The sequence below is a fragment of the Rhodoferax sp. genome, assembly GCF_018063565.1.
GTDB lineage: Bacteria > Pseudomonadota > Gammaproteobacteria > Burkholderiales > Burkholderiaceae_C > Rhodoferax.
Genome location: NZ_JAGPBB010000030.1, coordinates 1 through 23,240, shown reverse-complemented (window position 1 = coordinate 23,240; position 23,240 = coordinate 1). Strand labels below are relative to the sequence as shown.

Annotated in this window: 22 protein-coding genes; 13 read left to right on the top strand and 9 right to left on the bottom strand. The window is 59.5% G+C overall.

Annotated elements, in window-relative coordinates; all coding sequences use genetic code 11:
* Window positions 1–2 precede the first annotated feature (2 nt).
* Both fliG and fliF read right to left on the bottom strand, forming a co-directional pair.
* Window positions 3–1,001, bottom strand: coding sequence for a flagellar motor switch protein FliG (gene fliG, locus KBF66_RS09060; RefSeq protein WP_296655341.1), 999 nt, complete (start codon window positions 999–1,001; stop codon window positions 3–5).
* Between the two features lie 47 nt (window positions 1,002–1,048).
* The gene (fliF, locus tag KBF66_RS09055; protein ID WP_296655338.1) at window positions 1,049–2,746 is read right to left on the bottom strand and encodes a flagellar basal-body MS-ring/collar protein FliF; all 1,698 of its coding nucleotides are present in this window, start codon (window positions 2,744–2,746) and stop codon (window positions 1,049–1,051) included.
* A 168-nt stretch (window positions 2,747–2,914) separates the two neighbouring features.
* Between fliF and fliE the strand changes: the two genes are divergently transcribed.
* From fliE to KBF66_RS09040, 3 genes are all read left to right on the top strand, one after another.
* On the top strand, window positions 2,915–3,229 hold the full coding sequence (fliE, locus tag KBF66_RS09050) for a flagellar hook-basal body complex protein FliE (RefSeq protein WP_296655335.1): 315 nt from the start codon (window positions 2,915–2,917) through the stop codon (window positions 3,227–3,229).
* A gap of 236 nt (window positions 3,230–3,465) precedes the next feature.
* Window positions 3,466–4,143: a transglutaminase-like cysteine peptidase gene (locus KBF66_RS09045; protein ID WP_365732535.1), complete on the top strand. Its 678-nt coding sequence runs from the start codon at window positions 3,466–3,468 to the stop codon at window positions 4,141–4,143.
* 44 nt (window positions 4,144–4,187) lie between these two features.
* Window positions 4,188–6,101: an EAL domain-containing protein gene (locus tag KBF66_RS09040; RefSeq protein ID WP_296655330.1), complete on the top strand. Its 1,914-nt coding sequence runs from the start codon at window positions 4,188–4,190 to the stop codon at window positions 6,099–6,101.
* Window positions 6,102–6,214: 113 nt separating this feature from the next.
* Here the strand turns inward: KBF66_RS09040 and KBF66_RS09035 are convergent, their stop codons facing one another.
* The 3 genes from KBF66_RS09035 to KBF66_RS09025 are packed head-to-tail and all read right to left on the bottom strand — an operon-like array spanning window position 6,215 to window position 8,298.
* Window positions 6,215–6,484: a cytochrome C oxidase subunit IV family protein gene (locus KBF66_RS09035; RefSeq protein ID WP_296655328.1), complete on the bottom strand. Its 270-nt coding sequence runs from the start codon at window positions 6,482–6,484 to the stop codon at window positions 6,215–6,217.
* 10 nt (window positions 6,485–6,494) lie between these two features.
* Window positions 6,495–7,088 carry a cytochrome c oxidase subunit 3 family protein gene (locus KBF66_RS09030; protein WP_296655326.1) on the bottom strand — a complete coding sequence of 198 codons (594 nt, stop codon included), beginning with the start codon at window positions 7,086–7,088 and terminating at the stop codon, window positions 6,495–6,497.
* 4 nt (window positions 7,089–7,092) lie between these two features.
* Complete coding sequence (locus KBF66_RS09025) at window positions 7,093–8,298, bottom strand: NnrS family protein (RefSeq protein WP_296655324.1); 1,206 nt, start codon at window positions 8,296–8,298, stop codon at window positions 7,093–7,095.
* Between the two features lie 369 nt (window positions 8,299–8,667).
* Between KBF66_RS09025 and KBF66_RS09020 the strand changes: the two genes are divergently transcribed.
* From KBF66_RS09020 to KBF66_RS08975, 10 genes are all read left to right on the top strand, one after another.
* On the top strand, window positions 8,668–9,105 hold the full coding sequence (locus KBF66_RS09020) for a cytochrome c (RefSeq protein ID WP_296655321.1): 438 nt from the start codon (window positions 8,668–8,670) through the stop codon (window positions 9,103–9,105).
* Between the two features lie 31 nt (window positions 9,106–9,136).
* Window positions 9,137–10,573, top strand: coding sequence for a cbb3-type cytochrome c oxidase subunit I (locus tag KBF66_RS09015; RefSeq protein ID WP_296655318.1), 1,437 nt, complete (start codon window positions 9,137–9,139; stop codon window positions 10,571–10,573).
* Window positions 10,574–10,590: 17 nt separating this feature from the next.
* Complete coding sequence (locus KBF66_RS09010; RefSeq protein ID WP_296655316.1) at window positions 10,591–11,379, top strand: CbbQ/NirQ/NorQ/GpvN family protein; 789 nt, start codon at window positions 10,591–10,593, stop codon at window positions 11,377–11,379.
* Window positions 11,369–12,367, top strand: a complete 999-nt coding sequence (locus KBF66_RS09005; protein WP_296655313.1) for a 4Fe-4S binding protein — start codon at window positions 11,369–11,371, stop codon at window positions 12,365–12,367. The genes KBF66_RS09010 and KBF66_RS09005 overlap by 11 nt, the downstream gene beginning before the upstream one ends.
* Window positions 12,367–14,193 (top strand): VWA domain-containing protein, encoded by a 1,827-nt coding sequence (locus KBF66_RS09000; RefSeq protein ID WP_296655311.1) that lies wholly within the window; start codon window positions 12,367–12,369, stop codon window positions 14,191–14,193. Before KBF66_RS09005 ends, KBF66_RS09000 begins: the two co-directional genes overlap by 1 nt.
* A 58-nt stretch (window positions 14,194–14,251) precedes the next feature.
* The gene (locus KBF66_RS08995) at window positions 14,252–14,956 is read left to right on the top strand and encodes a Crp/Fnr family transcriptional regulator (RefSeq protein ID WP_296655309.1); all 705 of its coding nucleotides are present in this window, start codon (window positions 14,252–14,254) and stop codon (window positions 14,954–14,956) included.
* 18 nt (window positions 14,957–14,974) lie between these two features.
* Window positions 14,975–17,287, top strand: a complete 2,313-nt coding sequence (locus KBF66_RS08990; protein WP_296655307.1) for a TonB-dependent hemoglobin/transferrin/lactoferrin family receptor — start codon at window positions 14,975–14,977, stop codon at window positions 17,285–17,287.
* Window positions 17,288–17,370: 83 nt separating this feature from the next.
* The gene (locus KBF66_RS08985) at window positions 17,371–17,991 is read left to right on the top strand and encodes a c-type cytochrome (protein ID WP_296655305.1); all 621 of its coding nucleotides are present in this window, start codon (window positions 17,371–17,373) and stop codon (window positions 17,989–17,991) included.
* A 151-nt stretch (window positions 17,992–18,142) separates the two neighbouring features.
* Window positions 18,143–18,511: a c-type cytochrome gene (locus KBF66_RS08980; RefSeq protein WP_296655301.1), complete on the top strand. Its 369-nt coding sequence runs from the start codon at window positions 18,143–18,145 to the stop codon at window positions 18,509–18,511.
* Window positions 18,512–18,522: 11 nt separating this feature from the next.
* Window positions 18,523–19,116, top strand: coding sequence for a NapC/NirT family cytochrome c (locus tag KBF66_RS08975; RefSeq protein WP_296655299.1), 594 nt, complete (start codon window positions 18,523–18,525; stop codon window positions 19,114–19,116).
* Window positions 19,117–19,219: 103 nt separating this feature from the next.
* Here KBF66_RS08975 and KBF66_RS08970 read toward each other — a convergent pair whose 3' ends face one another.
* The 4 genes from KBF66_RS08970 to napA form a co-directional block, all read right to left on the bottom strand.
* Window positions 19,220–19,678, bottom strand: coding sequence for a nitrate reductase cytochrome c-type subunit (locus KBF66_RS08970; protein WP_296655297.1), 459 nt, complete (start codon window positions 19,676–19,678; stop codon window positions 19,220–19,222).
* Window positions 19,679–19,715: 37 nt separating this feature from the next.
* Complete coding sequence (napH, locus tag KBF66_RS08965; RefSeq protein ID WP_296655294.1) at window positions 19,716–20,579, bottom strand: quinol dehydrogenase ferredoxin subunit NapH; 864 nt, start codon at window positions 20,577–20,579, stop codon at window positions 19,716–19,718.
* Window positions 20,576–21,403 carry a ferredoxin-type protein NapG gene (gene napG, locus KBF66_RS08960; protein ID WP_296655292.1) on the bottom strand — a complete coding sequence of 276 codons (828 nt, stop codon included), beginning with the start codon at window positions 21,401–21,403 and terminating at the stop codon, window positions 20,576–20,578. The genes napH and napG overlap by 4 nt, the downstream gene beginning before the upstream one ends.
* A 26-nt stretch (window positions 21,404–21,429) precedes the next feature.
* The coding region (napA, locus tag KBF66_RS08955; RefSeq protein ID WP_296655291.1) for a nitrate reductase catalytic subunit NapA at window positions 21,430–23,240 on the bottom strand (1,811 nt) is incomplete at its 5' end.

The following is a 23,240-nucleotide window of genomic DNA, read 5'->3' as shown; positions in this document are numbered from 1 at the left end:
GGTTACACCATGGCATCCTCAGCACCGCCGCCAATGACAATGGTGCCTTCGTCGGCCAGACGCCGCACGGTCTTAAGAATCTCTTTTTGCTGGGCCTCGACTTCGGACAGTCGCATCGGCCCCCGCGACTCCAGGTCCTCGCGCAGCGACTCGGCCGCGCGTGACGACATGTTGGAGAGAAACTTTTCCTTCAGCTCGGGTTGTGCACCCTTGAGGGCGACGATCAACACGTCGGACGAGATTTCCTTGAGCACCGTCTGGATCGACTTGTCATCGAGTTTGATGACGTCGTCAAACACAAACATCTTGTCCATGATCTTCTGCGCCAGATCCGGGTCATGGTTGCGAATCGACTCGATCACGGTGCCTTCGATCGCCGTGCCCATCAAATTGATCATCTCGGCCGCCGCCTTGACACCACCCAAAGACGACTTGCGCATCTTGTCACCACCGGCGAGCACCTTGAACAACACCTCGTTGAGATCTTTCAGGGCAGAGGGCTGAATCCCCTCCATCGTCGCCACCCGCAGCATCACCTCGTTGCGCTGGCGCTCATTGAAGAACTTCAGGATGTCAGCGGCCTGATCAAAGTCGAGGTGCACCAAAATGGCGGCCACGATCTGCGGATGCTCGTTGCGCAACAACTCGGCGACGCTCGAGGGCTCCATCCACTTCAGACTCTCAATTCCCGACACGTCACCGCCTTGCAGGATCCGGTCGATCAACAAAGCCGCCTTGTCGTCACCCAGCGCACGTTTCAGCACCGAGCGAACATAGTCACCCGAGTTGGACACCAGCAAACTCTGCGCGGCGGCCACGCCGGTGAACTTGTCAACCACTTCGTAGACCCGCTCACGCGTGATGGTCTTGGTTTTGGCAATGGCTTCCCCGAGCTTTTGCACCTCTTTGGGTGACAAATGCTTGAATACCTCTGAGGCCTCGGCTTCACCCAGAGACATCATCAGTATGGCAGCGTCTTCCAATCCGTCAGTTTGCGCCATGTTGTGGTTTCCCGTTCAGTGCCCGGACCATCGCCGGTGCCACCGCGTTACGCAGGAGCCTCTCCGTTGATCCAGGTTTTGACGATGTTAGCAACTGCCGCCGGGTTGTCACGGGTCAATTTTCGCGCCTCTTCGAGCGAAATCTCGCCCGGGTCAGGCTCGGCAGGCAGCGCGTTGACAACCGATGGGCCGGTCAACAGTGGGCGATCAGGCTGATCGGACTCCAGCGCGTCCAGCGTTGCAGGCTGTGCGGCATGGTGTACCGCTGGGGTTTCAGCGAGAACCTTGAGCGCCGGACGGACAGCCCCCATCAACACCAGCGCCCCAAACAGCAAGGTGCCCAACGGCCACGCCAGGCTGCGGGCCAGGTCCAGCACTTCGGGCCGCTGCCAGATCGGCAGTTCGACAACAACAGGCTTTTCAACCGTGAACGGCGCGGTGACCACGTTCACCGAGTCACCCCGATCCTTGCTGAAACCAATGGTCTCGCGCACCAGCGCTGTCATCTTTTCCAGCTCAGCATCACTCATGGCAGCCGTGGTCACCTTGCCTTTGGCGTCGGTGGTGGTCTTGTGGTTCAACACTACCGCCGCACTGATGCGCTTGATCATGCCGGTGCTGCCCCGCACCACCCGTACGGTTTTGTCAACCTCGTAATTGATGATGGACTCGCGTCGACCGTTGCCGGCACCTGAAGCCGCGCCTGCTGCCGCCAAAGCCTGCGGTGTCCCATTGATGGCAGCCCCGGACTGGCCTGGCGGCTGATTGGTGGTTGCACCGGGCACACCCGTCGCCAGCGCGCCGTTACCGGCACCGGCACCACTTTCCATCAGCTGTTGGCTGCGAATAGCGGTGGCATCCGGGGTCTGATTCGGCTTGAAAAGCTCCGACGTTGACTCGGTCTGCGAAAAATCGAGCTCGGCTGTCACCTGGGCCCGCACATTTTGTCGCCCCACTACAGGTTCCAGAATGTCCATGATGCGGCCGCTGTAGAGCTGCTCGATCTGCTGCACATGCTGCAATTGCTGCGCATCACCGCCATTCACGCCAGCCTCGCCGTCGGCTGGAGCAGATAGCAGTTTGCCCGTATCGTCGAGCACACTGACCGCTTTGGGATCCATTTCTGGCACGCTGGAGGACACCAGGTGAATGATGCCAGCCAGTTGGCTGCGATCGAGCGTGCGCCCTCCGTTCAGACTGAGCAGCACGGACGCCGAAGGTTTTTGCTGATCACGAAAAAAACCGTTCTGGTTGGGTAGCGCCAGGTGAACACGGGCGCTTTGCACCGAACCCAGCGCCTGGATGGAGCGGGTCAGCTCGCCTTCCAGACCGCGCTGAAACGTCAGACGCTCCTGAAATTGCGTCATGCCAAACCGGTTGGCCGTATCCATCAGTTCAAAACCGGTGACCGACCCCTTGGGCAAACCCTGTGACGCCAGTTTCAGCCGGGTGTCGTAAACCTGATTGGCCGGCACCAGGATGGCACCACCGCCCGCTGCATACTGATAGGGCACATTCATCTGGGTCAGTTGCGCCACAATGGCACCGCCGTCCTTGTCCGCCAGATCGGCATACAGCACTCGCCACTCGGCCTGGCGCCCCATCACCAGCCCGATGATGCCCACCGCAATAAACAGCACAATTCCCACGCCAAGGCGCATACGTTGCGCCCGGTCCATATTGGCCAGACGCTGACCAAAAGTCGGATTGAGAGGAATGGCAGAAACGGCAGTAGCGGCGGACATGGTGGACTTCCAGGGCGGGTGCTCAGGACACTTGAATATGGAAGATTATTTGACGGGGGGTCAAAAACATTAGGTTAATAAGGCAGGGTTTTACCCACTACTTCAAATTCAAGTTTTGCCACCCGCCTTGCTAGCATCCGTTCATCCCTTTTTTTGGGGGCCACATTCATGAACCTCAGACTCAATCCCACGACGATGCCGGTTGCGGTACGACCCAACCTCAATGCAGGTTTGGCGCGTGGCGTGGGCGCGGCTGAGTCAGGGGGATTTGCCGGGGCGTTAAAAAGTGCGCTGACAACCGTCAGTGCAGCGCAGAACGACTCGGCGCGACTGCAGCGCGAAGTGCAGCTCGAAAACCCCAAGGTCAGCCTGGAAGAGACCATGGTGGCGATCCAGAAGGCGCAAATCGGTTTTCAGGCAACGCTGCATGTGCGCAATCGCATGGTGCAAGCCTACACCGACATCATGAACATGCAGGTCTAAGCCCTGGTGCCTCGGGGTCTGGTCTGACCAACTCACCCGTTCAGCGTGGCTTTTGTGGCCATTTGGATATGATCGGGTGGACCCAAAAGCCACCTGAGGTGTGATCCGATGACCTTGCCGTCCGTTACTGAAGCGAATGTTCGAGCGATCATGACCTGCGTCCTGAAATCGCTCCCATGCTGAAGGAAGGAAGTGGCGCAATGCCGGCGGCACCGAAGGGCGACGGATAGGCCGCGATGGTTGACATTCGGAAATGGCAGCTTTCGACCCGTCGGGTGTTGCAGCGGGTCTTGTCAGGCCTGCAGGTCGTTGTGCTGGCCGGTGTCCTTGCCGCCGTTGATTTTGACAAAATTCAGTCTCTAGCCCAACAAAGATATGGCGCGAGAGCTTCTGAAACAATAGCGGCATGGCGCAAAATGATGGACGAAAGTCGGGACTTGCCCGATGTCGACAAACTCAACAAGGTGAACACCTTCTTTAACCGCCGCGTGTTGTACGACTCTGACATGGCCATCTGGCAGCAGGAAGATTACTGGGCCACACCCCTGGAGATGGTTGGCAGGGCGGCCGGTGACTGTGAGGACTTTGCCATTGCCAAGTACATGACCCTGCAAATGATGGGTGTCAACAAGCAGAATTTGCGACTCATCTACGTGCGCGCCAATGCGGGGGGTGCCGTGGTGGCTCACATGGTGATGGGGTATTACCCGCAACCGACCGAGGAGCCGCTGATCCTGGACAACCTGATCACCAGCGTGCGCAAAGCATCTCAGCGCCCGGACCTGGCACCCGTCTTCAGTTTCAACGCCGACGGACTGTGGGCAGGTGGCGCTACAGTTTCAAGCTCTGACCCCACGGCGCGACTGTCACGCTGGCGCGATGTGCTTGAGCGCATGCGCCAGGACGGCTTCTGAGCCCGGTTTTGCCATCCGAACCCAACACTTCAACCCCATTCACCATGTCACTCATCAAACAACTCTGGATTGCCATTACTTTGGTCATGACCCTGGCTTTTGGGGTCAGCATCGTCGTGAGTGTGTTGTCGGCCCGACACTATCTGGAGCAGCAACTACAGGTCAAGAATATCGACAACGCGACCGCGTTGGCCTTGTCACTGACCCAGTTGCCCAAAGACGAGGTGACCGTTGAGCTGCTGGTGTCGGCGCAGTTTGACGCCGGTCACTACCGCTTCATACGCATCAACGGACCGGACGGCAAATTGCGCATTGAGCGCATTGCCCCCCAGGTATCGCAGGGAGCGCCTGGCTGGTTCATCAACATGATCCCGATCCATGCCGAGCCTGGACAAGCCCTGATTCAGGATGGCTGGATCCAGTACGGCACGTTGTCGCTGGCCAGCCAGGACAGCTATGCCTACAAGAGCCTGTGGGACGGCACGCTTGATCTGCTGCTGTGGTTTGTGCTGGGCAGCATCGTCATTGGTGTGGTGGGCACCCAGCTGATCCGTGTCATCACCCGGCCACTCTCTGATGTGGTGAGGCAGGCTCACGCCATTGCAGAGAGGCGCTTTATCACCATCCAGGTGCCGCGTACCCCGGAACTCAAGAGTGTGGTGATCGCCATGAACGATATGGTGGGCCGTCTCAAGGCGATGTTCAACGAAGAAGCCATCCGGCTCGACACTTTGCGCAAGAAAGTCAACCGCGATGCGGTCACGGGCTTGTCCAGCCGCGAGTACTTCCTGTCGCACTTGCGCGAGGCGATCCACGGTGAACAGTTCGGCTCCAACGGCTCACTGGTGCTGGTGCGCCTGCTTGATCTGAATGAGCTCAACACACGCTTGGGCCGCCAGGGGGCCGACGCGTTGCTGAAAGACGTGGGCACGGAACTCTACAACAGTGGCAGCGGGCACATTGGTCAGCGCGCCGGGCGCGTGAAGGGCGCCGAGTTTGCAGTCGTCTGCCCTTCCTTCGCGTCGGCCACTGACGCGGCCAAAGACATCTTCAGCAGGCTCACTGACAATGTACTCCCGAGGTGGCGCGACCAGGTGCCCGATTTGTTCCATGTCGGTGCTGTGCAATATCACCACGACCAGAACATGGGCACCGTATTGGCCGGCGCAGATGAGTCGCTGGCGTTGGCGGGCAACAAAGGCCCCAATGAATGGCATGCCGTGGAAGACGGAGCCACCAAGGTTGCCGTACCTGCCGATCAGTGGCGCACCTTGCTCACCGAGGCTGTTCGCGGCGGACGGCTGGCTCTGACCTTCTTTCCGATCGTCTCTGGCGACGGTGCCCATGCACTGCACAGCGAGGGTGTGATCCGCCTGCGCACCGATGCCGAGGGCACCTTGATTTGCGCCGGCGACTTCATGCCGATGGCAGCCCAGCTCAACCTGACGGCACCCATTGACCTGGGTGTGGTGAAACTGGCCATTGAGCATCTGCGAAGCTGCCAGGGCGACACCGCAGTCAACCTGTCGGCAGAAACCATTGCCAACTTCCACTTCAGAAATGAGCTGACCTTGCTGCTCAAGGCCTACCCACAGGTCTGCAAGCGCCTGCTGTTTGAAGTACCAGAGTACGGTGTATTCAGGCAGTTCGAGGCTTTCTGTGATCTGGCGCGAAGCCTCAAGCTGCTGGGCTGTCGGGTCGGCATCGAGTACTTTGGACAACGTTTCGCCGACGCCGAGAAGCTCGCTGACCTGGGGTTGGACTACATCAAGGTACACCCGAGTTATGTACGCGGGCTGGCCGACAACCCGGGCAATCAGGAGTTTCTCAAGGGCTTGTGCAAGGTGGCCCACTCGATTGGGATCACCGTCATTGCGCTTGGCGTGCAGGACCGGCAAGATTTGCCACTGCTGGCGTCGCTCGGCTTCGATGGTGCCACCGGGCCAGGCATCGGGTAACGCCAGCCTGCTCGAGCTTGAGTGGCTCGCAGCTGGGAGCGAGCCAGCCCATGCACAGCACCGCGTTTGGGGTGAGTCTGAGCCTCAGAACCGGATGATCGAGCGACACCGGTTCAGTTGGCTGCCAGCGCATAGACACCGACGATGACACCAATCATCAGCAGCAACCACCCGATCAACAGGCGGCGCCACAGCGGCGGCGCATGACGCAAGGCCATAAAATCGTTGATCACCCAGAAACCCTTCATAAACGACAAGGCAAAGATGCTCGCCACTGGCCAGGTGTTGGCAGCACCGACCCGTCCGGACTCGCCCAGCCAGTAGGTGACGGCAGTGGCCAGCAGCAGTAACAGCCATAGCTGATTGATCGATAGCCTCGGCATTCCAGCTCCGCTAACGCATGACGTAAATGAGTGGAAACAGCACAATCCACAGCAAGTCAACCATGTGCCAGAACGCTGCCCCTGTCTCCAGCGCATGGTAGTCATGGCTGCCGTAGCGGCCACGCCACGTTGCAGACAGCAAGAGCGCCAGAAATACCATCGCGGCCAGCACATGAAAGAAGTGAAAACCGGTGAGTAAAAAGTAGAACATGTAAAAGGTGTTGGTGGACAGGTCCACCCCCGCCTGTGCTTTGGCCCCATACTCCAGCAGCTTGATCACCACAAAGGCGCTGCCACACATCAACACAGCAGCCAACCATACCGCACCGCGCCGCGCCGCATCCTGCTTGACCGCCTCAGTGGCCCGGACCACACACCAGCTACCGGTGATCAGCAAAGCAGTGTTGATGCCGCCAAAGTTCAGATCCAGTGTCGCTTGCGAGGCGTTGAAGCCCGCCACGTCAGCCGCACGCGCGAATACATAGGACAAGAAGAAGATGGCAAACGCCAGCATCTCAGCCAGGATGATCAACCAGACGGCCAGGTCGCCGGCCAGCCGCGGTGGCTCTTCCCGCAGTTGAGCATGGGTTATCGTTGGCCACATGGCACTAACCGTCCTTGCCATCGCGCCGCGTCTGAAACAGCCAGGGGGTGAACTGCCACAGGTACAGTGCAAACGCCAGACTCCATGCGGTGGCCGCCAGCACCAGCAGCCCTGCATAGAACTGCGGCGACAGCAGTGCTGCCAGCACCCGCACCATTGCCGCAAGCAACACGAGCGCGTACGCCAGCGTCTCGGTTCGACTCGCACCCAAGGTGCGGCCGGTGTGCCCGCGTGCGGTACGGGTGATCATGCCGATGATCAGGCCACCGGTCGCCCCCAAACCCAGGGCATGCACGCCGGCCGACGCTGTTACCCAGCCCATTTGAGCGCCTGCCAACAAAAGAAACGCCAAGGGAAGCCACGAATAGGCAGCGTGCAACACCCACACAGTGGGCTGCCCAAAGATGCGCCGGGTGCGCCACTGCCACATCCGCCGGAAGTGCGCCGCGCTAAGCACCGCCAGCACCGGTGCGGTCCAAGCCGCGCCAGGCCAGATCACCCACAACAACAAGGCCACCGACGTCAGCCCGAGCACCACCCGCTCCAGCCCGGGCGAACTCACCAATCGAACACCCGGGCAACCGGCCATGGTAAAACCCGGAATTACGCGCCCCGCGATCACACATTCGATCAGGGTGATCAGCGCCAAGGCCGCATACAGGGCGCGCATCGGGTCGAGGTTGATCCAGCCACCCAGCGCCAGGTGAAAACAAAGGTTGCTGGCACCGAGCAGCAACAAAATCAGCGCCAGCGGCAGGTTGCGATAGTTTTCTGCACGCAGCAACAGCACGGCAAATACCAACGCGACCACGGGGAGCAGCAGCACGTCCAGCATGGCGTAGACAGAAGATGATGACGCCAGACCCGCCACACGAGCTGCCAGCCAAAGCAAGGCCAACGCTCCCAATGCCGGGCCACGCGGGGTTTGCAAACCGGTCCAGTTCTTGCCTGCGGTCATCAGAAATCCGATGATGATGGCGGCAGCAAAACCAAACAGCATTTCGTGCGCATGCCACAACAAACCCGGTACCGCTGGCGTAAATGGTATGCCGCCAAGAAATACCAACAGCCATAGCGGCACCAGCGCAGCAGCCGTCAAGGCACCCGCCAGATAAAACGGTCTGAAACCCAGGCGCAAAAAGGGCCAGCCTGTTGGCGGGGAGGGCGGCGCCTTGGTCCCCTGAAAAATCGGCAGTTCAACTGGTTTCATGACAACAAGCGGGTATTCATTTTTGATAAAGACACACCCCCGGTTGCAGGGCCCGTGCGGGCTTGGTGCACCGGCTCGTGTCGGACCTGTCCCATTGTCCTAGTGGCTCGGACCGCTGTCCTTGAACTGGATCAAGCAGGCGACGCCCACCGGCGGTTCGTTCAAAACACATGGGACATTTATTCCAATTTCGTAGCAACAAACTCAACTTGGATATGCGCCATAGTCTATTTTTGTTCATTTTCTTGATGCCAAGCTTGGTGAGCCCATGAAATTTCGCTGTGATCACACCAATTCTTGAAATGGTTCAAGGAAATTTTTGTCCAGCGCCTCTAACCTCCCTGCACCCCATTTCAGGAGTTCAACACAATGAATCAGCCCAAAGCCAGTGGCTTCACCAAGCAAATGGCCCGCAATATGTTTTATGGCGGGTCGGTCTTTTTTGTCCTCATATTTATCGGCCTGATTTTTGACAGCGAACGCAAAATTCCGTTCCGCTCCAACGCAGAGGCCATCACACCGGCCGTCATCAGCGGCAAAAACCTGTGGGAAACCCGCAACTGCATTGGTTGCCACACACTTCTGGGCGAAGGTGCCTACTTTGCGCCCGAGCTGGGCAACGTCTACAAACGCCGTGGCCCGGACTTCATCAAGGCCTGGATTGCCTCGCAGCCCACGCACATTCCGGGTCGCCGCCAGATGCCGCAGTTCAACTTTACAGAGACGCAACTCAATGACCTGGTGGAATTTTTGCGCTGGACCGGCAACGTCAACACCGAAAAGTGGCCCCCCAATATTGAAGGCTGATCGCCCACCCCGAACAATTTAGGAACCTCTCATGCAAGCTACAACTCTCAAATACCAGTCACAAGGGGTGGCAAAGTATTACTTCATCGCCGCCCTGGCACTGTTTACCGCGCAAATCATCTTCGGCATCACGCTGGGGCTGCAATATGTGATCGGCGACCTGGCCTTTCCGTACATTCCGTTCAACCAGGCGCGCATGGTTCACACCAACCTGCTGATCGTCTGGCTGCTGTTTGGCTTCATGGGCTCGGCGTATTACCTTATCCCGGAGGAGTCTGAGACCGAGCTGTACAGCCCCAAACTGGCGATGATCCTGTTCTGGGTCTTCCTGGCGGCTGGTGCGCTGACCATTGTGGGTTATCTGGCCGTGCCCTATGCCAAGCTGGCAGAGCTGACCGGCAATAACCTGCTGCAAACCATGGGCCGAGAGTTTCTGGAGCAGCCACTGCCCACCAAACTCGGCATTGTGGTGGTGGCACTGGGCTTTTTGTTCAACATCAGCATGACCGTGCTCAAAGGCCGCAAAACCAGCATTTCGCTGGTGCTGCTGATGGGCTTGTGGGGTCTGGCGCTGATGTTCCTGTTCAGCTTTGTCAACCCGCACAACCTGGTGCGCGACAAGATGTACTGGTGGTTTGTGGTGCACCTGTGGGTAGAAGGCGTATGGGAACTGATTCTGGGCTCGCTGCTGGCGTTTGTGCTGGTCAAAACCACCGGTGTTGACCGCGAAGTGATTGACAAATGGCTGTACGTGATCATTGCCATGGCCTTGATTACCGGCATCTTGGGCACCGGCCACCACTTCTTCTTTATCGGCATGCCGGGCTACTGGCAGTGGATTGGCAGCATTTTCTCGGCCATGGAACCCATTCCGTTCTTCATGATGACGGTGTTTGCCTTCAACATGGTGCAGCGCCGCCGCCGCGACCACGTCAACCAGGCCGCCTTACTGTGGGCAGTCGGTTGTTCTGTGGTGGGCTTTTTGGGTGCTGGCTTGTGGGGCTTCATGCACACGCTGTCACCCATCAACTACTACACCCACGGCACGCAAATTACCGCAGCGCACGGTCACCTGGCGTTCTACGGTGCTTATGTGATGGTGGTGATTGCCATGATCAGCTACGCCATGCCAACCTTGCGGGGTCGTGAGGCCAATAGCCGCCGTGCCCAAAGCATCGAGATGTGGTCGTTCTGGATCATGACGGTGAGCATGGGCCTGATGGTGCTGGCCCTGACGGGCGCTGGCATCTTGCAAGTCTGGCTGCAACGCATGCCCACTGATGGCACTGCCATGCCCTTCATGCAGGCACAAGACCAGCTGCGCTTCTTCTACTGGCTGCGCGTGGTCGGTGGTGTCGGCTTCCTGCTGGGTTTGTTGACTTATCTGTACAGTTTTTTTGCTGCACCTGGCAGCGCTGAAGACGAAGCGGCTGTCAAACCCGGCATGATGCCGCTGCGCGCCACCTGATGCCGCAAGCGAGCACTATGGCAACACTGCCCTTTTATGCCGAGCAAGCGCACGAATGTGCCTTGTTTGAGCATGCCTGGCGCCAGCAGTTGCCCTTGCTCATCAAGGGGCCAACCGGCTGCGGCAAGACCCGCTTTGTAGAGCACATGGCGGCCCGACTTGGCCGCCCCTTGATCACCGTATCGTGCCATGATGACTTAAGCGCCGCTGATCTGGTGGGGCGCTTTTTGATTGGCAATGGCAGCACCGTCTGGTCAGATGGCCCGCTGGCCCGCGCGGTGCGTAGCGGTGCCATTTGTTACCTTGACGAAATTGTGGAGGCGCGCAAGGACACCACCGTGGTGTTGCACCCGCTGGCCGATGACCGGCGCATTTTGCCCATCGAGCGCACCGGCGAAGAGCTGGCCGCTCCCCCTGAGTTCATGTTGGTGATCTCGTACAACCCGGGTTACCAGAACTTGCTCAAAGGCCTGAAACCCAGCACGCGCCAGCGTTTTGTGTCGCTGGGCATGAGTTACCCGACGCCTGAGGTTGAACGCAGCATTGTGCAAAACGAAACCGGCCTGACCGGCGATCAGTCGGCCCAGCTGGTGCAATTGGCCACCGCGCTGCGTCGCCTGACCGACCACGACCTGGAAGAAACCGCCAGCACCCGGCTGCTGGTGTCGGCCGGACGGCTGATAGCCTCGGGCCTGACGATGCACACTGCGTGTCAGGCGGCCGTGATTGACGCGCTCACCGACGACCCTGACACCGCCAACGCCCTGGGCGAAGTGGCGAGTGCCCTGTTTGGCCATGCCGCCTGAAATTTGCCCAAGCGCAATTTTGGCCCGCCCCACCCCCAGCGACGCGAGCCAGAACAAGCTGCAATCCCAGCGGCGTTGGACGCAGGGCGGCTTCTTTGCGCTGTTCCTGCTGGCGCCAGCGCTCAACCTGCTGCGGTTTGATCTGACTGAGACCCAGCTATGGTTTTTCGGCATGCGCTGGAGCTTGGGGATTGATGCCTTCATCACGGGCGAGATTGACGCCACCACCACAGCGCTGCAAATCGTGCTGCGTGCGTTTCTGCCCGGCATTGCCTTGGTGGTGATTTTTTTGACCGTGGCCTACCGCTATGGCCGTTTGTACTGCGGTTGGTTGTGTCCACATTTCTCGGTGGTCGAAAGCCTCAACAACCTGCTGCACCGCGCCTGCGGCAAGCTCAGCCTGTGGGACAAAAGCCCCGTTGCAAGGGCCAATACCCAGCCTAACGCGCGCTGGTGGCCCATTTTTGGCTTGTCTTGCGTGTTGATGGGTTTTTTGTGGTCTGTCACCCTGCTCACCTACCTGCTGCCACCCGCCACCATCTGGGGTGGCTTGCTGCACGGCACGCTCACCGCCAACCAGGCCCGCTTCATTGGCATTGGCGGGCTGATTTTTGCGGCCGAATTTGCCTTTGCCCGCCACCTGTTTTGCCGCTTTGGCTGCGCTGTCGGCCTGTTTCAAAGCCTGGCCTGGATGGCTAACCCCAGGGGCATGGTGGTGGCGTTTGATCGCCAGCGTGCGCGGGATTGCAAAACCTGTGACGTGCCGCGCGGCTCAGCTTGCGACAGCGCCTGCCCGATGCGCCTGAAGCCGCGCAACATCAAACGCATGATGTTCTCGTGCGTGCAGTGCGGGCAATGCCTGAGCGCCTGCGACACATCGCAAACCACACAGCAGCGCACGCCCACGCTGCAATGGCAAGTCGGTGAGCAAGCCCTGCGCGAAACCTTGCGCCAGCGTGCGCAGGAGCTGAAGGACGAGGCACGCTGATGGAAGAGACCGTTGGCCTGTGGTGGCATCAGGCGCTAAGCCGCATGGCACGCACCACCCATGCGCACGCGGCGATGCAGCTCAAAGACGTGGAAAAGTCGATCGGCATTGTGTTTCGCGCTGCCGGTGGAGCCGCCGCCCTGCGGTTGGCAACGGCCAGTGCACAGCGTGTGGGCAGCAGCGGCCACTGGCTCCACAAACTGGGCGGCTTGCACACCCATGCTGACACTGCGCAGCTGGAGCCCGATGTGCTGGCGCTACCCGCCACGCTGGCGGTGTTTGACCAGACGCAGCTCAACCGCGATTTATACCTGTGGCTGGCGCTGCTTTCGGCGCACTTTGAATCGACTGGCGATTGGCTGGCCGACAACCAGCGAGCCACGCAGCAGACGCTGAGTACCTTTGCAGGCTTCCAGCCCCGCTACCAAGGCTTGCTGCAAGCCCATCTGGCACAGCGGCCCGACCCGGCCAGCCTGAAAGGACCCGCCCGCCACGCCGAGCTGGCGGTGCGCGCCGCGCTTGGCGACCAGGTGCCCCAACCGTCTGATCTGAACCCAAAAGACGCCGCTGCGGTGTGGCTTTGGTTAGCAACTGGCCCAACCCAACCCGGGCACACCCCGCCACAAGCAGCGCAGCAAGATGCCGCACCGCAGCCCATTGCCGTCACCGACCGGCAGCGCCGCCGCACCCAAACAGCCCCTGAGAAAAACGACCGCACTGCCATGGTGCTGCCCTCGCGTGGTGAATCGATCATGACCTGGAGCGACATGGTCAGCGCCAACCGCAGCACCGACGACGAGCCCGATGCCAACGCCCTGAACGTGGCCAACGACATGGACCGCCTGGCAGTGGCCCCCGACGGCCAAACCCTGGCCAGCCGCGTCAAGTTTGACCTCGACCTGCCCAGCAGCAGCGCCGACGACCAGCCTCTGGGGCCGGGCCTGGCGCTGCCCGAATGGGATTACCGCAAGTCCCGCCTGCTGCCCGGTCACTGCCGCGTGCAGGTGATGCAAACCCGCGATGCCGCACCGTTTGTGCCCTCACCCGCCTTGAGACTCACCGCCAAGCGGGTGCGCCGCAAGCTCGAGACCCTGCGCGACGCACCACGCCCACTGCATGGCCAAGACAGTGGCGACGACATCGACCTGGATGCCTGGGTCCGTTTTAACACCGACCAACACAGCACCAGTAGCCTGCGCACCGACACCCCGCCGATTTACACCCGGCGAAGCAGCTCCGAGCGCAGCCTGGCGACCCTGCTGCTGGCCGATTTATCACTCTCCACCGATGCCTACGCCACACCACAGGCCAAAGTGATTGATGTGATCCGCGACGCGCTGTTTGTTTTTGGCGAAGCGCTGCACGCGGTGGATGACCCGTTTGCGGTCTGGGGGTTCAGCTCGGTGCGGCGCAGCCATGTGCGCCTGCAGCACCTCAAGCCATTTGACGAACCGTGGAATGATGCCTGCCGCAGTCGGGTCGGTGCCATCAAACCCGGCTACTACACCCGCATGGGAACGGCCATTCGGTACGCCACGCGACAACTGTCGGCACGCCCGGAACACCGCCGCTTGTTGATGCTGCTGACCGACGGCAAACCCAATGACCTGGACATCTACGAGGGCCGCTACGGTTTGGAAGATACGCGCCATGCCGTGACCGAGGCGCGAGACGCCGGTCTCACACCCTTTTGCATCACAATCGACGACACTGCACACGACTATCTGCCCATGTTGTTCGGGCAGCAAGGCTACGCGATGGTGCGTCGCCCACAAGACCTGGTGAGCCGGCTGACACAAGCCTGGACGCAGCTCTCAAAACGTTGACTTGCCCGGCGCTCTCCTGCCCGTCAACGCCAATAACCCAACACGGAAGCTAACTCAAATGAAAACTGAACTCGACCAATCCGAGATGCGCCGCTACCTGCAAGTCGTGCCGCTGTTTAGCGTGCTCTCCGACGATGAGCGCGCGCGCCTGGCCAAGGGTTGCCGCCTTTGCCGTTTTTCTCGTGGCGACATGGTGGCCCGCATGGGCGACCCGTGCGAATCGTTCTTTGTGGTGATCGTCGGCCAGGTCAAGTTGTCCATTAGCTCGCCATCAGGGCAAGAGAAGGTCATTGAAATTGTTGGCCCGGGCCACAGTTTTGCCGAGGCCATGATGTTCCTGGAAAAACCCTACATCCTGAATGTGCAGGCACTGGGTGACACCATGCTCATGTGCATCAGCAAACAGGCGGTTTTCAGCGAAATTGAGCAGGACCCCCGATTTGCCTTGCGGATGCTGGCCGGCATCTCGCGCCGCTTGCATGGGTTGGTGCAAGACGTCGAGGGTTATGCCCTACAAAGTGGCGCGCAACGTCTGATCGGTTACCTGCTTCGTGACGTCGAAGACGGTGATCACACCTCAGGTACCGCAATCACCGTCTCCCTCCCGGTTAGCAAGGCGACGATCGCCTCTCGCCTTTCTCTGACACCTGAGTACTTTTCTCGGGTGCTACACGAACTGGAGGCCGATGGCCTGATTGCCATTGACAAACGCGAGATCCGCATCCTTGATGTGGTCCGCCTGACCAACTACGGCTCGAATTGAGGCCTACGAGAATTTCCAATGCATTCCTCACCGCGTTTGCGCCCACCCTGCCGCTTGTCGCTGCTGATCAGCCTGGCCTTCTCCAGCGCCAGTGCAGCCATCGCACAAACCCCGCCCCCTTCGCCAGCGCCATTTGTCACGCTGCAGCAGGTGGTGATCAGCGCCAACCGGGCCGAGCAACTGGCTGATGACCTGACGGTGTCGATGGACGTGATCAAGCAAAGCGACATGGAAAGCGGCCAGATGACCGACATCCGCGATGTCGCCAAAAACCTGCCCAATATCTCGGTCAAACGCGCCCCGGCCCGCTTTGTGGTGTCCGGCCTACCCAACACCGCCGGGCAGGACGGCAACGCCGGCTTCACCATTCGGGGTCTGGGCGGCAACCGGGTGCTGATGCTGGAGGATGGCGTGCGCCTGCCACGCAGCTACAGCACCGGTAACAACGCCTTTGGCCGCGATGCCGTCGAGCTGGGACTGCTAAAACGCATTGAAATTGTTCGTGGCCCCACCTCGGCACTGTACGGCTCGGATGGCCTGGCCGGGTTGGTCAACTTCATCACCCTGGAGCCGCTGGACTACCTGCAAACCGGCAACGCTGTAAAAGACAACGCTGGCCGGGTCTGGCTGGGTGCCAACACAGATGACCACGGCATCAGCGCGGGCGCCACACTGGCGCGGCGCGCGGGCGAATCCGCCGAGTGGTCCATCACCGCCACCACCCGCCATGCCGAAGGTCTGGACAACATGGGCAGCAATGACGCGGCCCATGTGGACCGCACCACGCCCAACCCGCAAGCCGACCAGTCGCACGCATTTCTCGGCAAGCTGGTGATGCACCCCAGCCCTGGTCAGAAGCATGTGCTGACACTGGCGCATATTGAAAAAGCCACCGATGTCAACCTGCTGTCCAGCCGCGCCAAGCCGCCCTACAGCGGCACCGCAGCCCAACAGGCCGCGTTGGTCGTGGACGAGTCCGCCAATACCGAAGCCCAGCGCGACCGGCTGAGCTGGAGTGCCAGCTACGCGCTGGCCAGCGCCTGGGCCGACAAACTGCAAACCAGCCTGAGCTGGCAAGACGCCAACCAGCAGCAAACCGGGCAAACGCTGCGCTACGACCAGGGCGTTCGGGCGCGCCAGGTCAGCTATGACGAGCGCACCCGGCAAGCCACGGTGCAAGCTGAGAAGACCTGGCATTTGTCAGACCAATGGTCGCAGGTGCTGCGCTACGGGTTTGACTACGCCCAAACCGATGTAACCAGCCTGGCCAGTGGCAGCGACCCCGCCCCGCTGGCGGCATACAAGACCAAACGCTTTTTCCCCGAAACCCGCGACACGACGCAAGCCGTGTACCTGCAATCCGAACTGCTGCATGAGCGCTGGAGCATCACCCCTGGCGTGCGGGTGGACCAATTCGCTATCGACGTGCTCAGCCAGGACGGCTATTACCCCAATCTGTCACCCACAACAGGCAAGTCGCTTTCAGGCACTCAGGTTTCGCCCAAGCTCGGTGTGATGTACCGCGTCACACCGCAGTGGTCGGTGTATGGCAACTATGCCAGCGGCTTTCGGGCCCCCGAGGGCCAGCAGGTCAACAGCGCTCTGGAAGCCTTCAACGTCAAACTGCTGCCCAACCCTGACCTGAAATCCGAGGAAAGCCGCAACATCGAGCTGGGCTTGCGCACGCGCCTGAGCCGCCTGACCCTGGACATCGCGGTGTTTTCTGGCAAGTACACCAACCTGATCCAGGAAAAGAAAAACTTTGGCACCGCTAACGGACTGGCAGCCAGTGCCACCAACCCCACACTGTTTCAAACTGTCAACATCGATAAAGCCACCATCTACGGCTTTGAGGTGCGAGGCAGCTACCAGTGGGGCGTGGTGGCCGGTGGCAAGCTGAGCATGCCCTTCAGCTACGGCAAAACCCGTGGCAGCAACGACACTACAGAACGGCCCCTGAGCAGCATTGACCCAGCCAAGCTGACGTTGGGCCTCAAATACGAGGCCGCCGACTGGCAGCTGGCACTGGACCTCACCCACCAGGCAGCCAAAGGGGCCGGCGAGCTTGAGAGCCCATTCATTCCCAAATCCACGACGCAGCGGCAGTTTTTGACGCCTTCTGCTACAACCCTGGACCTGCATGGCCAATGGCGCTTTCGCAAAAACATGCGTCTCAGCTTTGGCATCAGCAACCTGACTGACCAGAAATACTGGAACTGGTCAGACGTACAAGGCCTGGCCGCTAACCCTGCCGCACCACAGCTGCCGGCAATTGACGCCTACACCCAGCCTGGACGGCATCTGAGCTTGTCGTGGGTCATGGATTTTTAGTCAAATGCGGCTCTAGCCCTTTATTCATAAGTGCAACAAGCTATATGAAACGCAGCAATCAAGCCTAACCAGGAGCTTACAAGATGGCATTGCGAATCTCATTCAAACATTTGCTGGGCATGCCAACCTTGGTACTCGCGGGCGCTGCGCTGGCCCAGACCGCCCCCATCCCCAGCGCACGCGTGACGGAACTGATCGACACCCGATGCGCCTTTTGTCACGGTCGCGAGGGAGAAAGCGCCAGCGCTGTTTATCCGCGTCTGGCAGCACAACATCCGGATTACCTGGCCAAGCAGCTCAAGGACTTTCGCGAGGGCCGGCGCAAGAGTGACACCATGAATGGCATGGTCAAAGACCTTCAGGATGAAGACTTTGTCGGCCTGGCGGCCTGGTTTGCCAGTCGCAAACCCGCCTCACGCCGGGCCGGCGATGCCGACCTGGCGGCGGTGGGCAAGTATATTTTTACCGTTGGAAATACGTTTTCTGGGGTTCCTGCGTGCACCACCTGCCACGGCGCGAGCGGTTACGGCACCCAGCAGTTGCCGCGCATCGCCGGGCAACACCCTGCCTACCTGGAGACACAGCTCAAAGAGTTTGGCAATCGGGCACGAACCAACGACAACGCCATCATGCACAGCGTCGCCTCCAAGCTCACCGAACTCGAAACCCGTGCCGTGTCGGTCTATCTGGGCAGCTTGCAATAGCGCTTCCTCCCCCAGCGCTGCCGGGGCAGCGGGCCGGCTCGCGCATCTATTTTTGAAAAAATGTTAATCCAGTTCAAGAATTCAAAAACGCCATCCGAGGCCCCCGCAGTAGCATCGTCGTAGCTGTTTATTAACTTCCTTTGAGCGATCCATGATGCGAACCGATCTGACTGGCCACGGCCAAACTCCCCGTCTTTTAAAAGTGCTGCTCAGCCTAGGCGTGGCTGGCTCCGCCCTATGCGTACAAGCCCAAACCGTCGACGTGGCCGCTGCCGAGGCACTGGTGCTTGCCAACAAGTGCAACAAGTGCCACTCGGTCGACAAACAAAAAGACGGCCCGTCTTTCAAGAAGACCGCTGCCAAATACAAAGGCAAGGCCGATGGCGAAGCCAAACTGGTAACCCATCTGACCACGGCACCCATGATTGAAATCGATGGTGTCAAGGAAGAGCACACCAAAGTCAAGGCCAAAGACGACGCCGCCATCAAGAACCTGGCGCAATACATCCTGACACGCTAAGCGCCGTCGCTATGTCTGGACTGTTGGGCAAATTGCGCCAGCGCTGGAAGCTGGTGTTGGGCTTGTCGGTGGCCGGTTTTGTGGCGTCAGCCACGCTGTTTGTGGGTGGCGCTGCGGCGCTGGCTTATACCAGCACCGAGGAGTTCTGCATCAGTTGCCACGAGATGAAGAACAACGTTTACGCCGAATACAAAGGCACCATCCACGACACCAATCGCACCGGCGTGCGGGCCATTTGCACCGACTGCCATGTGCCGCGTGAACCTGTGGCCTTGTTGATCCGAAAGTTTCAGGCCACGGGCGAGCTGTACCACCACTTCATTACGGGCAGCATCAATACGCCCGAGAAGTTCGCTGCCAAGCGTTATGAACTGGCCACCCATGTCTGGCAACGCATGAAAGAAACCGACTCGCATGAGTGCCGCAACTGCCACAAGTCAGACAAGATGAGCCTTAGCCTGCAAACACCCAAGGCTCAGGCGCGGCATAAAAAGGCGCTGGTTGAAGGTGAAACCTGTATCGACTGCCATTTCGGCATTGCGCACCGTGAGCCCGAAGGCCCCGGTCCGCGTGAACTGTTTGGCACCAAAACCACCAAACCCTGATGGCGCAAAGCCGTCGCGCCACTGATCAGACAATTTTTCGCGAAAAGAGCTGGCAGCGCTTTATCTATAAGCGCTAGCAGCTCTCTTTTATATAGTATTCAACCTATTTCCGGCTGATGTTTCCCTGAAACACGTTGTCGACCAGCGGCTGGGCGTCCACTTGCGGAACATGGCAGGAGTCGCATTGCCAGCGCTGCATGTTCAGTTTGGGCGTGACATCCGCAACCACCGGGCCGATGAGGTGGCTCTTGCCAACCATCGGCATCTTCTTGCCCTTGAAGTCATCGCTGTTATGGCAGTCCCAGCAGGCGTTCTCCGTCGCACTGATCTCGTAGTTTTCTATGGTGTGAGGAATCAGCGGTGGCTGGGCCTCAAAGTTGCGCACGATCAACGGCGTTTGACCCGGGCGCTTGCCCACATATTCTTTGACCTGCAGCGTGTTGTCATCGGCATTGCTGACACTTTTGCCGCGCAGGCTGTTGACCTGCACCGCCGTGCTGGCACAGGCGACCAGGGTGATGGCAGCGATGGCGGCCAAGGTCACTTTGAAGGTTTTGCTCATGGTGTCGGGTCTCCGCAAAGAAAAAAGGACGGTGAAATCAGGGTTGAGAGCCAAAGCGCGTGGTCCAGGAGAACACGTCTTTGGAACACACGTCGATACAACGCCCGCAATTGGTACAGTTGCTCGACAAAATAATGGGGCTGGCGCCTTTTTTGGCGCCCTTCAGTGGCAGCTTGATCACATGCTGCTCGGGGCACACGGTAAAGCAGTCCAGGCAATCGTGACAGGCTTCCCGTTTGGATGCAGTCACCCGCAGCACGCTGATGCGCCCAATCACGCTGTAGAAAGCCCCCACCGGGCAGACATGGCTGCACCAGCCACGTTTCACCACAAACAAGTCAAACAGGAAAATTCCGCCAATCAGCAGCCACCCGGCACCCATGCCAAACATCAGCCCGCGCGGCAACATCGACACCGGGTTGACCAGCTCCCAGACGATGGTGCCGGTTGTCGCTGCGAGCAGCAAAATCAACCCCAATAACCAGTACCTCGCCTCGCGTGGCAGATCGCCGCCGCCACGGATGTCCCAACGCCTGCGCAGCGCACTGGCCGCATCCGTGACCAGGTTGACCGGGCACACCCACGAGCAATACACCCGCCCACCGACCAGCCCATAAAAGGCCAGCACAATAAGCACGCCAATGATGGCATTGCGCTCTGGCACATGGCGCGCCAAGAGTGACTGCAAAAGCACCAGCGGGTCAGCCAGCGGCAACACGTCCAAGCTCAGGCTGTAGTTCAGATTGCCCTTGACAAGCCACCAGCCAAACCAGGGCCCCACCAAAAACAAGAGCAAAATCGTGAGCTGCGACATGCGCCGCAGCACCAAATAGCGGTGGGACTGCCACCAACCTTTGGCCTCAATCGCTTCTTGCGCCAGCTTGAAATTGGCGTGGCTCATCGCGGTGCCTCGGTGGGCAAGGGCGTGTTGGACATGGGCGCGGTGGTGCCGGGGTCCCAGTGGCCTGGCAGCTTGACACCTTCAGGCAGGCGGTCGGGCAAGTCCACCAGATTGCGGTTTTCAACCAGCGAGGTGCCACCGGCTTTGCGCTTTTCTTCCCAGCCAAGACGGTAATGCGCGCTAAGTTCACCTTTGGCCAGCTTGACGGGATAGACCTTGATGGCCGACACCTCCAGAACGCAAGACGCCTCACATTTGCCACAGCCGGTGCAAGCATCCGAATGCACGGTGGGCAGAAACATGGTGTGCTTGCCAGTGCGCTCGTTGTGCTGCAAATCCAGCGTGATGGCCTTATCAATCACCGGGCAAACCCGGTAACACACGTCGCAACGCAGCCCCAAAAAGTTCAGGCAGGTCTCGTGGTCAACCAGCACCGCCAAGCCCATTTTGGCCTTTTGAATGTCGATCAGACCATGATCCAGCGCACCGGTCGGGCACGCCTTGACGCACGGAATGTCTTCACACATCTCGCACGGTTTGGTGCGCGCGACAAAAAACGGCGTACCGGTGGCCACTGGCTGCTGTGGCATGGCGAGCTTCAGAATGTCATAAGGACAGTCACGCACACACAGTCCACAACGGATACACGCCCCCAGAAAGTCCTCCTCGGGTCCGGCACCGGGTGGACGAATGGCACCGGCAGGTAACGCCATCGCCTGTTTGCCCACATACCCCAAACCAAGGCCAAATGCACCAACGCCACACGCCATTTTGGCGGTGTCGAAGATGAACTGGCGCCGGGCGGCGGGGTCAGCCGTTTTCATGTGCGCTGGGGCTGTAGGTCAATTGCTCAGACTTTGACGACCTTGCACGCGCATTTCTTGAAATCCGTCTCTTTGGAGATCGGGCAGGTGGCGTCGAGCGTGAGTTTGTTGACCAGGCGGTTTTCATCAAAGAAGGCCATGTACACCAGCCCCGGTGGCATTTTGTTGCGCCCACGGGTTTCCACCTTGGTTGTGACTTCACCGCGGCGCGTCGCGACCTTGATGCTGTCACCGCGCTGCAGGCCACGCTTCTTGGCGTCCTCCGCGTTCATGTAGAGCCAGGCATCGGGCATGGCACGGTACAACTCGGGTACACGGCGTGTCATGGTGCCGGTGTGCCAGTGCTCAATCACGCGGCCGGTACACAGCCACAGGTCGTAGTCGGCGTCGGGCTGCTCGGCAGCGGGTTGCCAGGGCAATGCAAAAATCCAGGCCTTGCCATCGGGGCGACCATAAAAACGCACACCTTCGCCTTTTTTTACATAGGGGTCATAGCCCTCGCGGAAACGCCACAGGGTTTCCTTGTTGTCCACCACCGGCCAGCGCAGGCCGCGGGCATTGTGGTAGGTCTCAAACGAGGCCAGGTCATGCGCATGGCCCCGGCCAAACTCGGCATATTCCTCAAACAAACCTTTTTGCAGGTAGTAGCCAAAGTCTTTTGCCTCATCGTTGTCAAAGCCTTTTTGAGTTTCGGCAAGTGGGAATTTATTCACCCGGCCGTTGGCAAACAGCACGTCATACAAGGTTTTTCCCTTGTATTGCGGCGCTTTTTCCAACAGTTCCGCGGGCCAGACCTCTTCCATCTTGAAGCGTTTGGCAAACTCCACGTACTGCCAAACGTCCGACTTGGCTTTGCCCGGAGCGCGCACCTGCTGTCGCCAGAACTGGGTGCGCCGCTCGGCATTGCCAAAAGCGCCTTCTTTTTCGGCCCACATCGCCGACGGCAAAATCAGGTCGGCTGCCATGGCCGTGACCGACGGATAAGCGTCCGACACCACGATGAAATTGGCCGGGTTACGGAAACCGGGCCAGGTCTCTTCGTTAATGTTGGGGCCAGCCTGCATATTGTTGGTGGTGCTGGTCCAGTAAAAATTCAACAGCCCGTCTTTGAGCGCACGGCTTTGCGCCACAGCGTGCAAACCAACCCAGTCCGGCACGGTACCCGCAGGCAGTTGCCAAACCTTTTCTGCTGCGGCGCGGTGCGCCGGGTTGACCACCACCATGTCGGCGGGAAGCCGGTGGGAGAAGGTGCCAACCTCCCGTGCCGTGCCGCAGGCCGACGGCTGGCCGGTCAACGAGAACGGGCCGTTGCCGGGCTCTGAAATTTTGCCCACCAAAAGATGCACGTTGTAGATCATGTTGTTGACCCAGGTGCCGCGCGTGTGCTGGTTAAAACCCATGGTCCAGTACGACACCACCTTGGTTTTGGGGTCAGCGTAGGTTTTCGCCAGGGCTTCAAGTTTGTCTTTCGGCACACCGGAGATCTCATGCGCCTTGTCCAGCGTGTATTCGCTAACAAACTTGGCAAACTCATCAAACGTCATCGGTGACGAAGCATTTGGGTCGCCCTTGGGCTTGCCGTCAGCACCAGGGTAGCCGTTGTTACCCGCCACCAGCTCCAGCGGGTGCTTGGGTCGCAGACCGTAGCCAATATCGGTGACACCTTTGCGAAATGCCACGTTCTTCTTCACGAACTCCTGATTGACCGCACCGCTCTGAATGATGTAGTTGCAGATGTAATTGAGGATCGCCAGGTCGCTTTGTGGCTTAAAAATCAGCTCGCTGTCGGCCAACTCACAGGAGCGATGACTGAACGTCGACAACACATTGAGTTTGA

Excerpts from the sequence above, each read along its gene's own strand:
- KBF66_RS08990 (WP_296655307.1), top strand. The coding sequence starts at position 14,975 with ATGCATTCCTCACCGCGTTTGCGCCCACCCTGCCGCTTGTCGCTGCTG.
- KBF66_RS09025 (WP_296655324.1), bottom strand. The coding sequence starts at position 8,298 with ATGAAACCAGTTGAACTGCCGATTTTTCAGGGGACCAAGGCGCCGCCC.
- fliG (WP_296655341.1), bottom strand. The coding sequence starts at position 1,001 with ATGGCGCAAACTGACGGATTGGAAGACGCTGCCATACTGATGATGTCT.
- fliF (WP_296655338.1), bottom strand. The coding sequence starts at position 2,746 with ATGTCCGCCGCTACTGCCGTTTCTGCCATTCCTCTCAATCCGACTTTT.
- KBF66_RS09010 (WP_296655316.1), top strand. The coding sequence starts at position 10,591 with ATGGCAACACTGCCCTTTTATGCCGAGCAAGCGCACGAATGTGCCTTG.
- KBF66_RS09035 (WP_296655328.1), bottom strand. The coding sequence starts at position 6,484 with ATGCCGAGGCTATCGATCAATCAGCTATGGCTGTTACTGCTGCTGGCC.
- KBF66_RS09000 (WP_296655311.1), top strand. The coding sequence starts at position 12,367 with ATGGAAGAGACCGTTGGCCTGTGGTGGCATCAGGCGCTAAGCCGCATG.
- KBF66_RS09045 (WP_365732535.1), top strand. The coding sequence starts at position 3,466 with ATGGTTGACATTCGGAAATGGCAGCTTTCGACCCGTCGGGTGTTGCAG.
- KBF66_RS08980 (WP_296655301.1), top strand. The coding sequence starts at position 18,143 with ATGATGCGAACCGATCTGACTGGCCACGGCCAAACTCCCCGTCTTTTA.
- KBF66_RS09005 (WP_296655313.1), top strand. The coding sequence starts at position 11,369 with ATGCCGCCTGAAATTTGCCCAAGCGCAATTTTGGCCCGCCCCACCCCC.
- KBF66_RS09020 (WP_296655321.1), top strand. The coding sequence starts at position 8,668 with ATGAATCAGCCCAAAGCCAGTGGCTTCACCAAGCAAATGGCCCGCAAT.
- napG (WP_296655292.1), bottom strand. The coding sequence starts at position 21,403 with ATGAAAACGGCTGACCCCGCCGCCCGGCGCCAGTTCATCTTCGACACC.
- KBF66_RS09015 (WP_296655318.1), top strand. The coding sequence starts at position 9,137 with ATGCAAGCTACAACTCTCAAATACCAGTCACAAGGGGTGGCAAAGTAT.
- KBF66_RS08970 (WP_296655297.1), bottom strand. The coding sequence starts at position 19,678 with ATGAGCAAAACCTTCAAAGTGACCTTGGCCGCCATCGCTGCCATCACC.
- KBF66_RS08995 (WP_296655309.1), top strand. The coding sequence starts at position 14,252 with ATGAAAACTGAACTCGACCAATCCGAGATGCGCCGCTACCTGCAAGTC.
- KBF66_RS09040 (WP_296655330.1), top strand. The coding sequence starts at position 4,188 with ATGTCACTCATCAAACAACTCTGGATTGCCATTACTTTGGTCATGACC.
- KBF66_RS08985 (WP_296655305.1), top strand. The coding sequence starts at position 17,371 with ATGGCATTGCGAATCTCATTCAAACATTTGCTGGGCATGCCAACCTTG.
- napH (WP_296655294.1), bottom strand. The coding sequence starts at position 20,579 with ATGAGCCACGCCAATTTCAAGCTGGCGCAAGAAGCGATTGAGGCCAAA.
- KBF66_RS08975 (WP_296655299.1), top strand. The coding sequence starts at position 18,523 with ATGTCTGGACTGTTGGGCAAATTGCGCCAGCGCTGGAAGCTGGTGTTG.
- fliE (WP_296655335.1), top strand. The coding sequence starts at position 2,915 with ATGAACCTCAGACTCAATCCCACGACGATGCCGGTTGCGGTACGACCC.
- KBF66_RS09030 (WP_296655326.1), bottom strand. The coding sequence starts at position 7,088 with ATGTGGCCAACGATAACCCATGCTCAACTGCGGGAAGAGCCACCGCGG.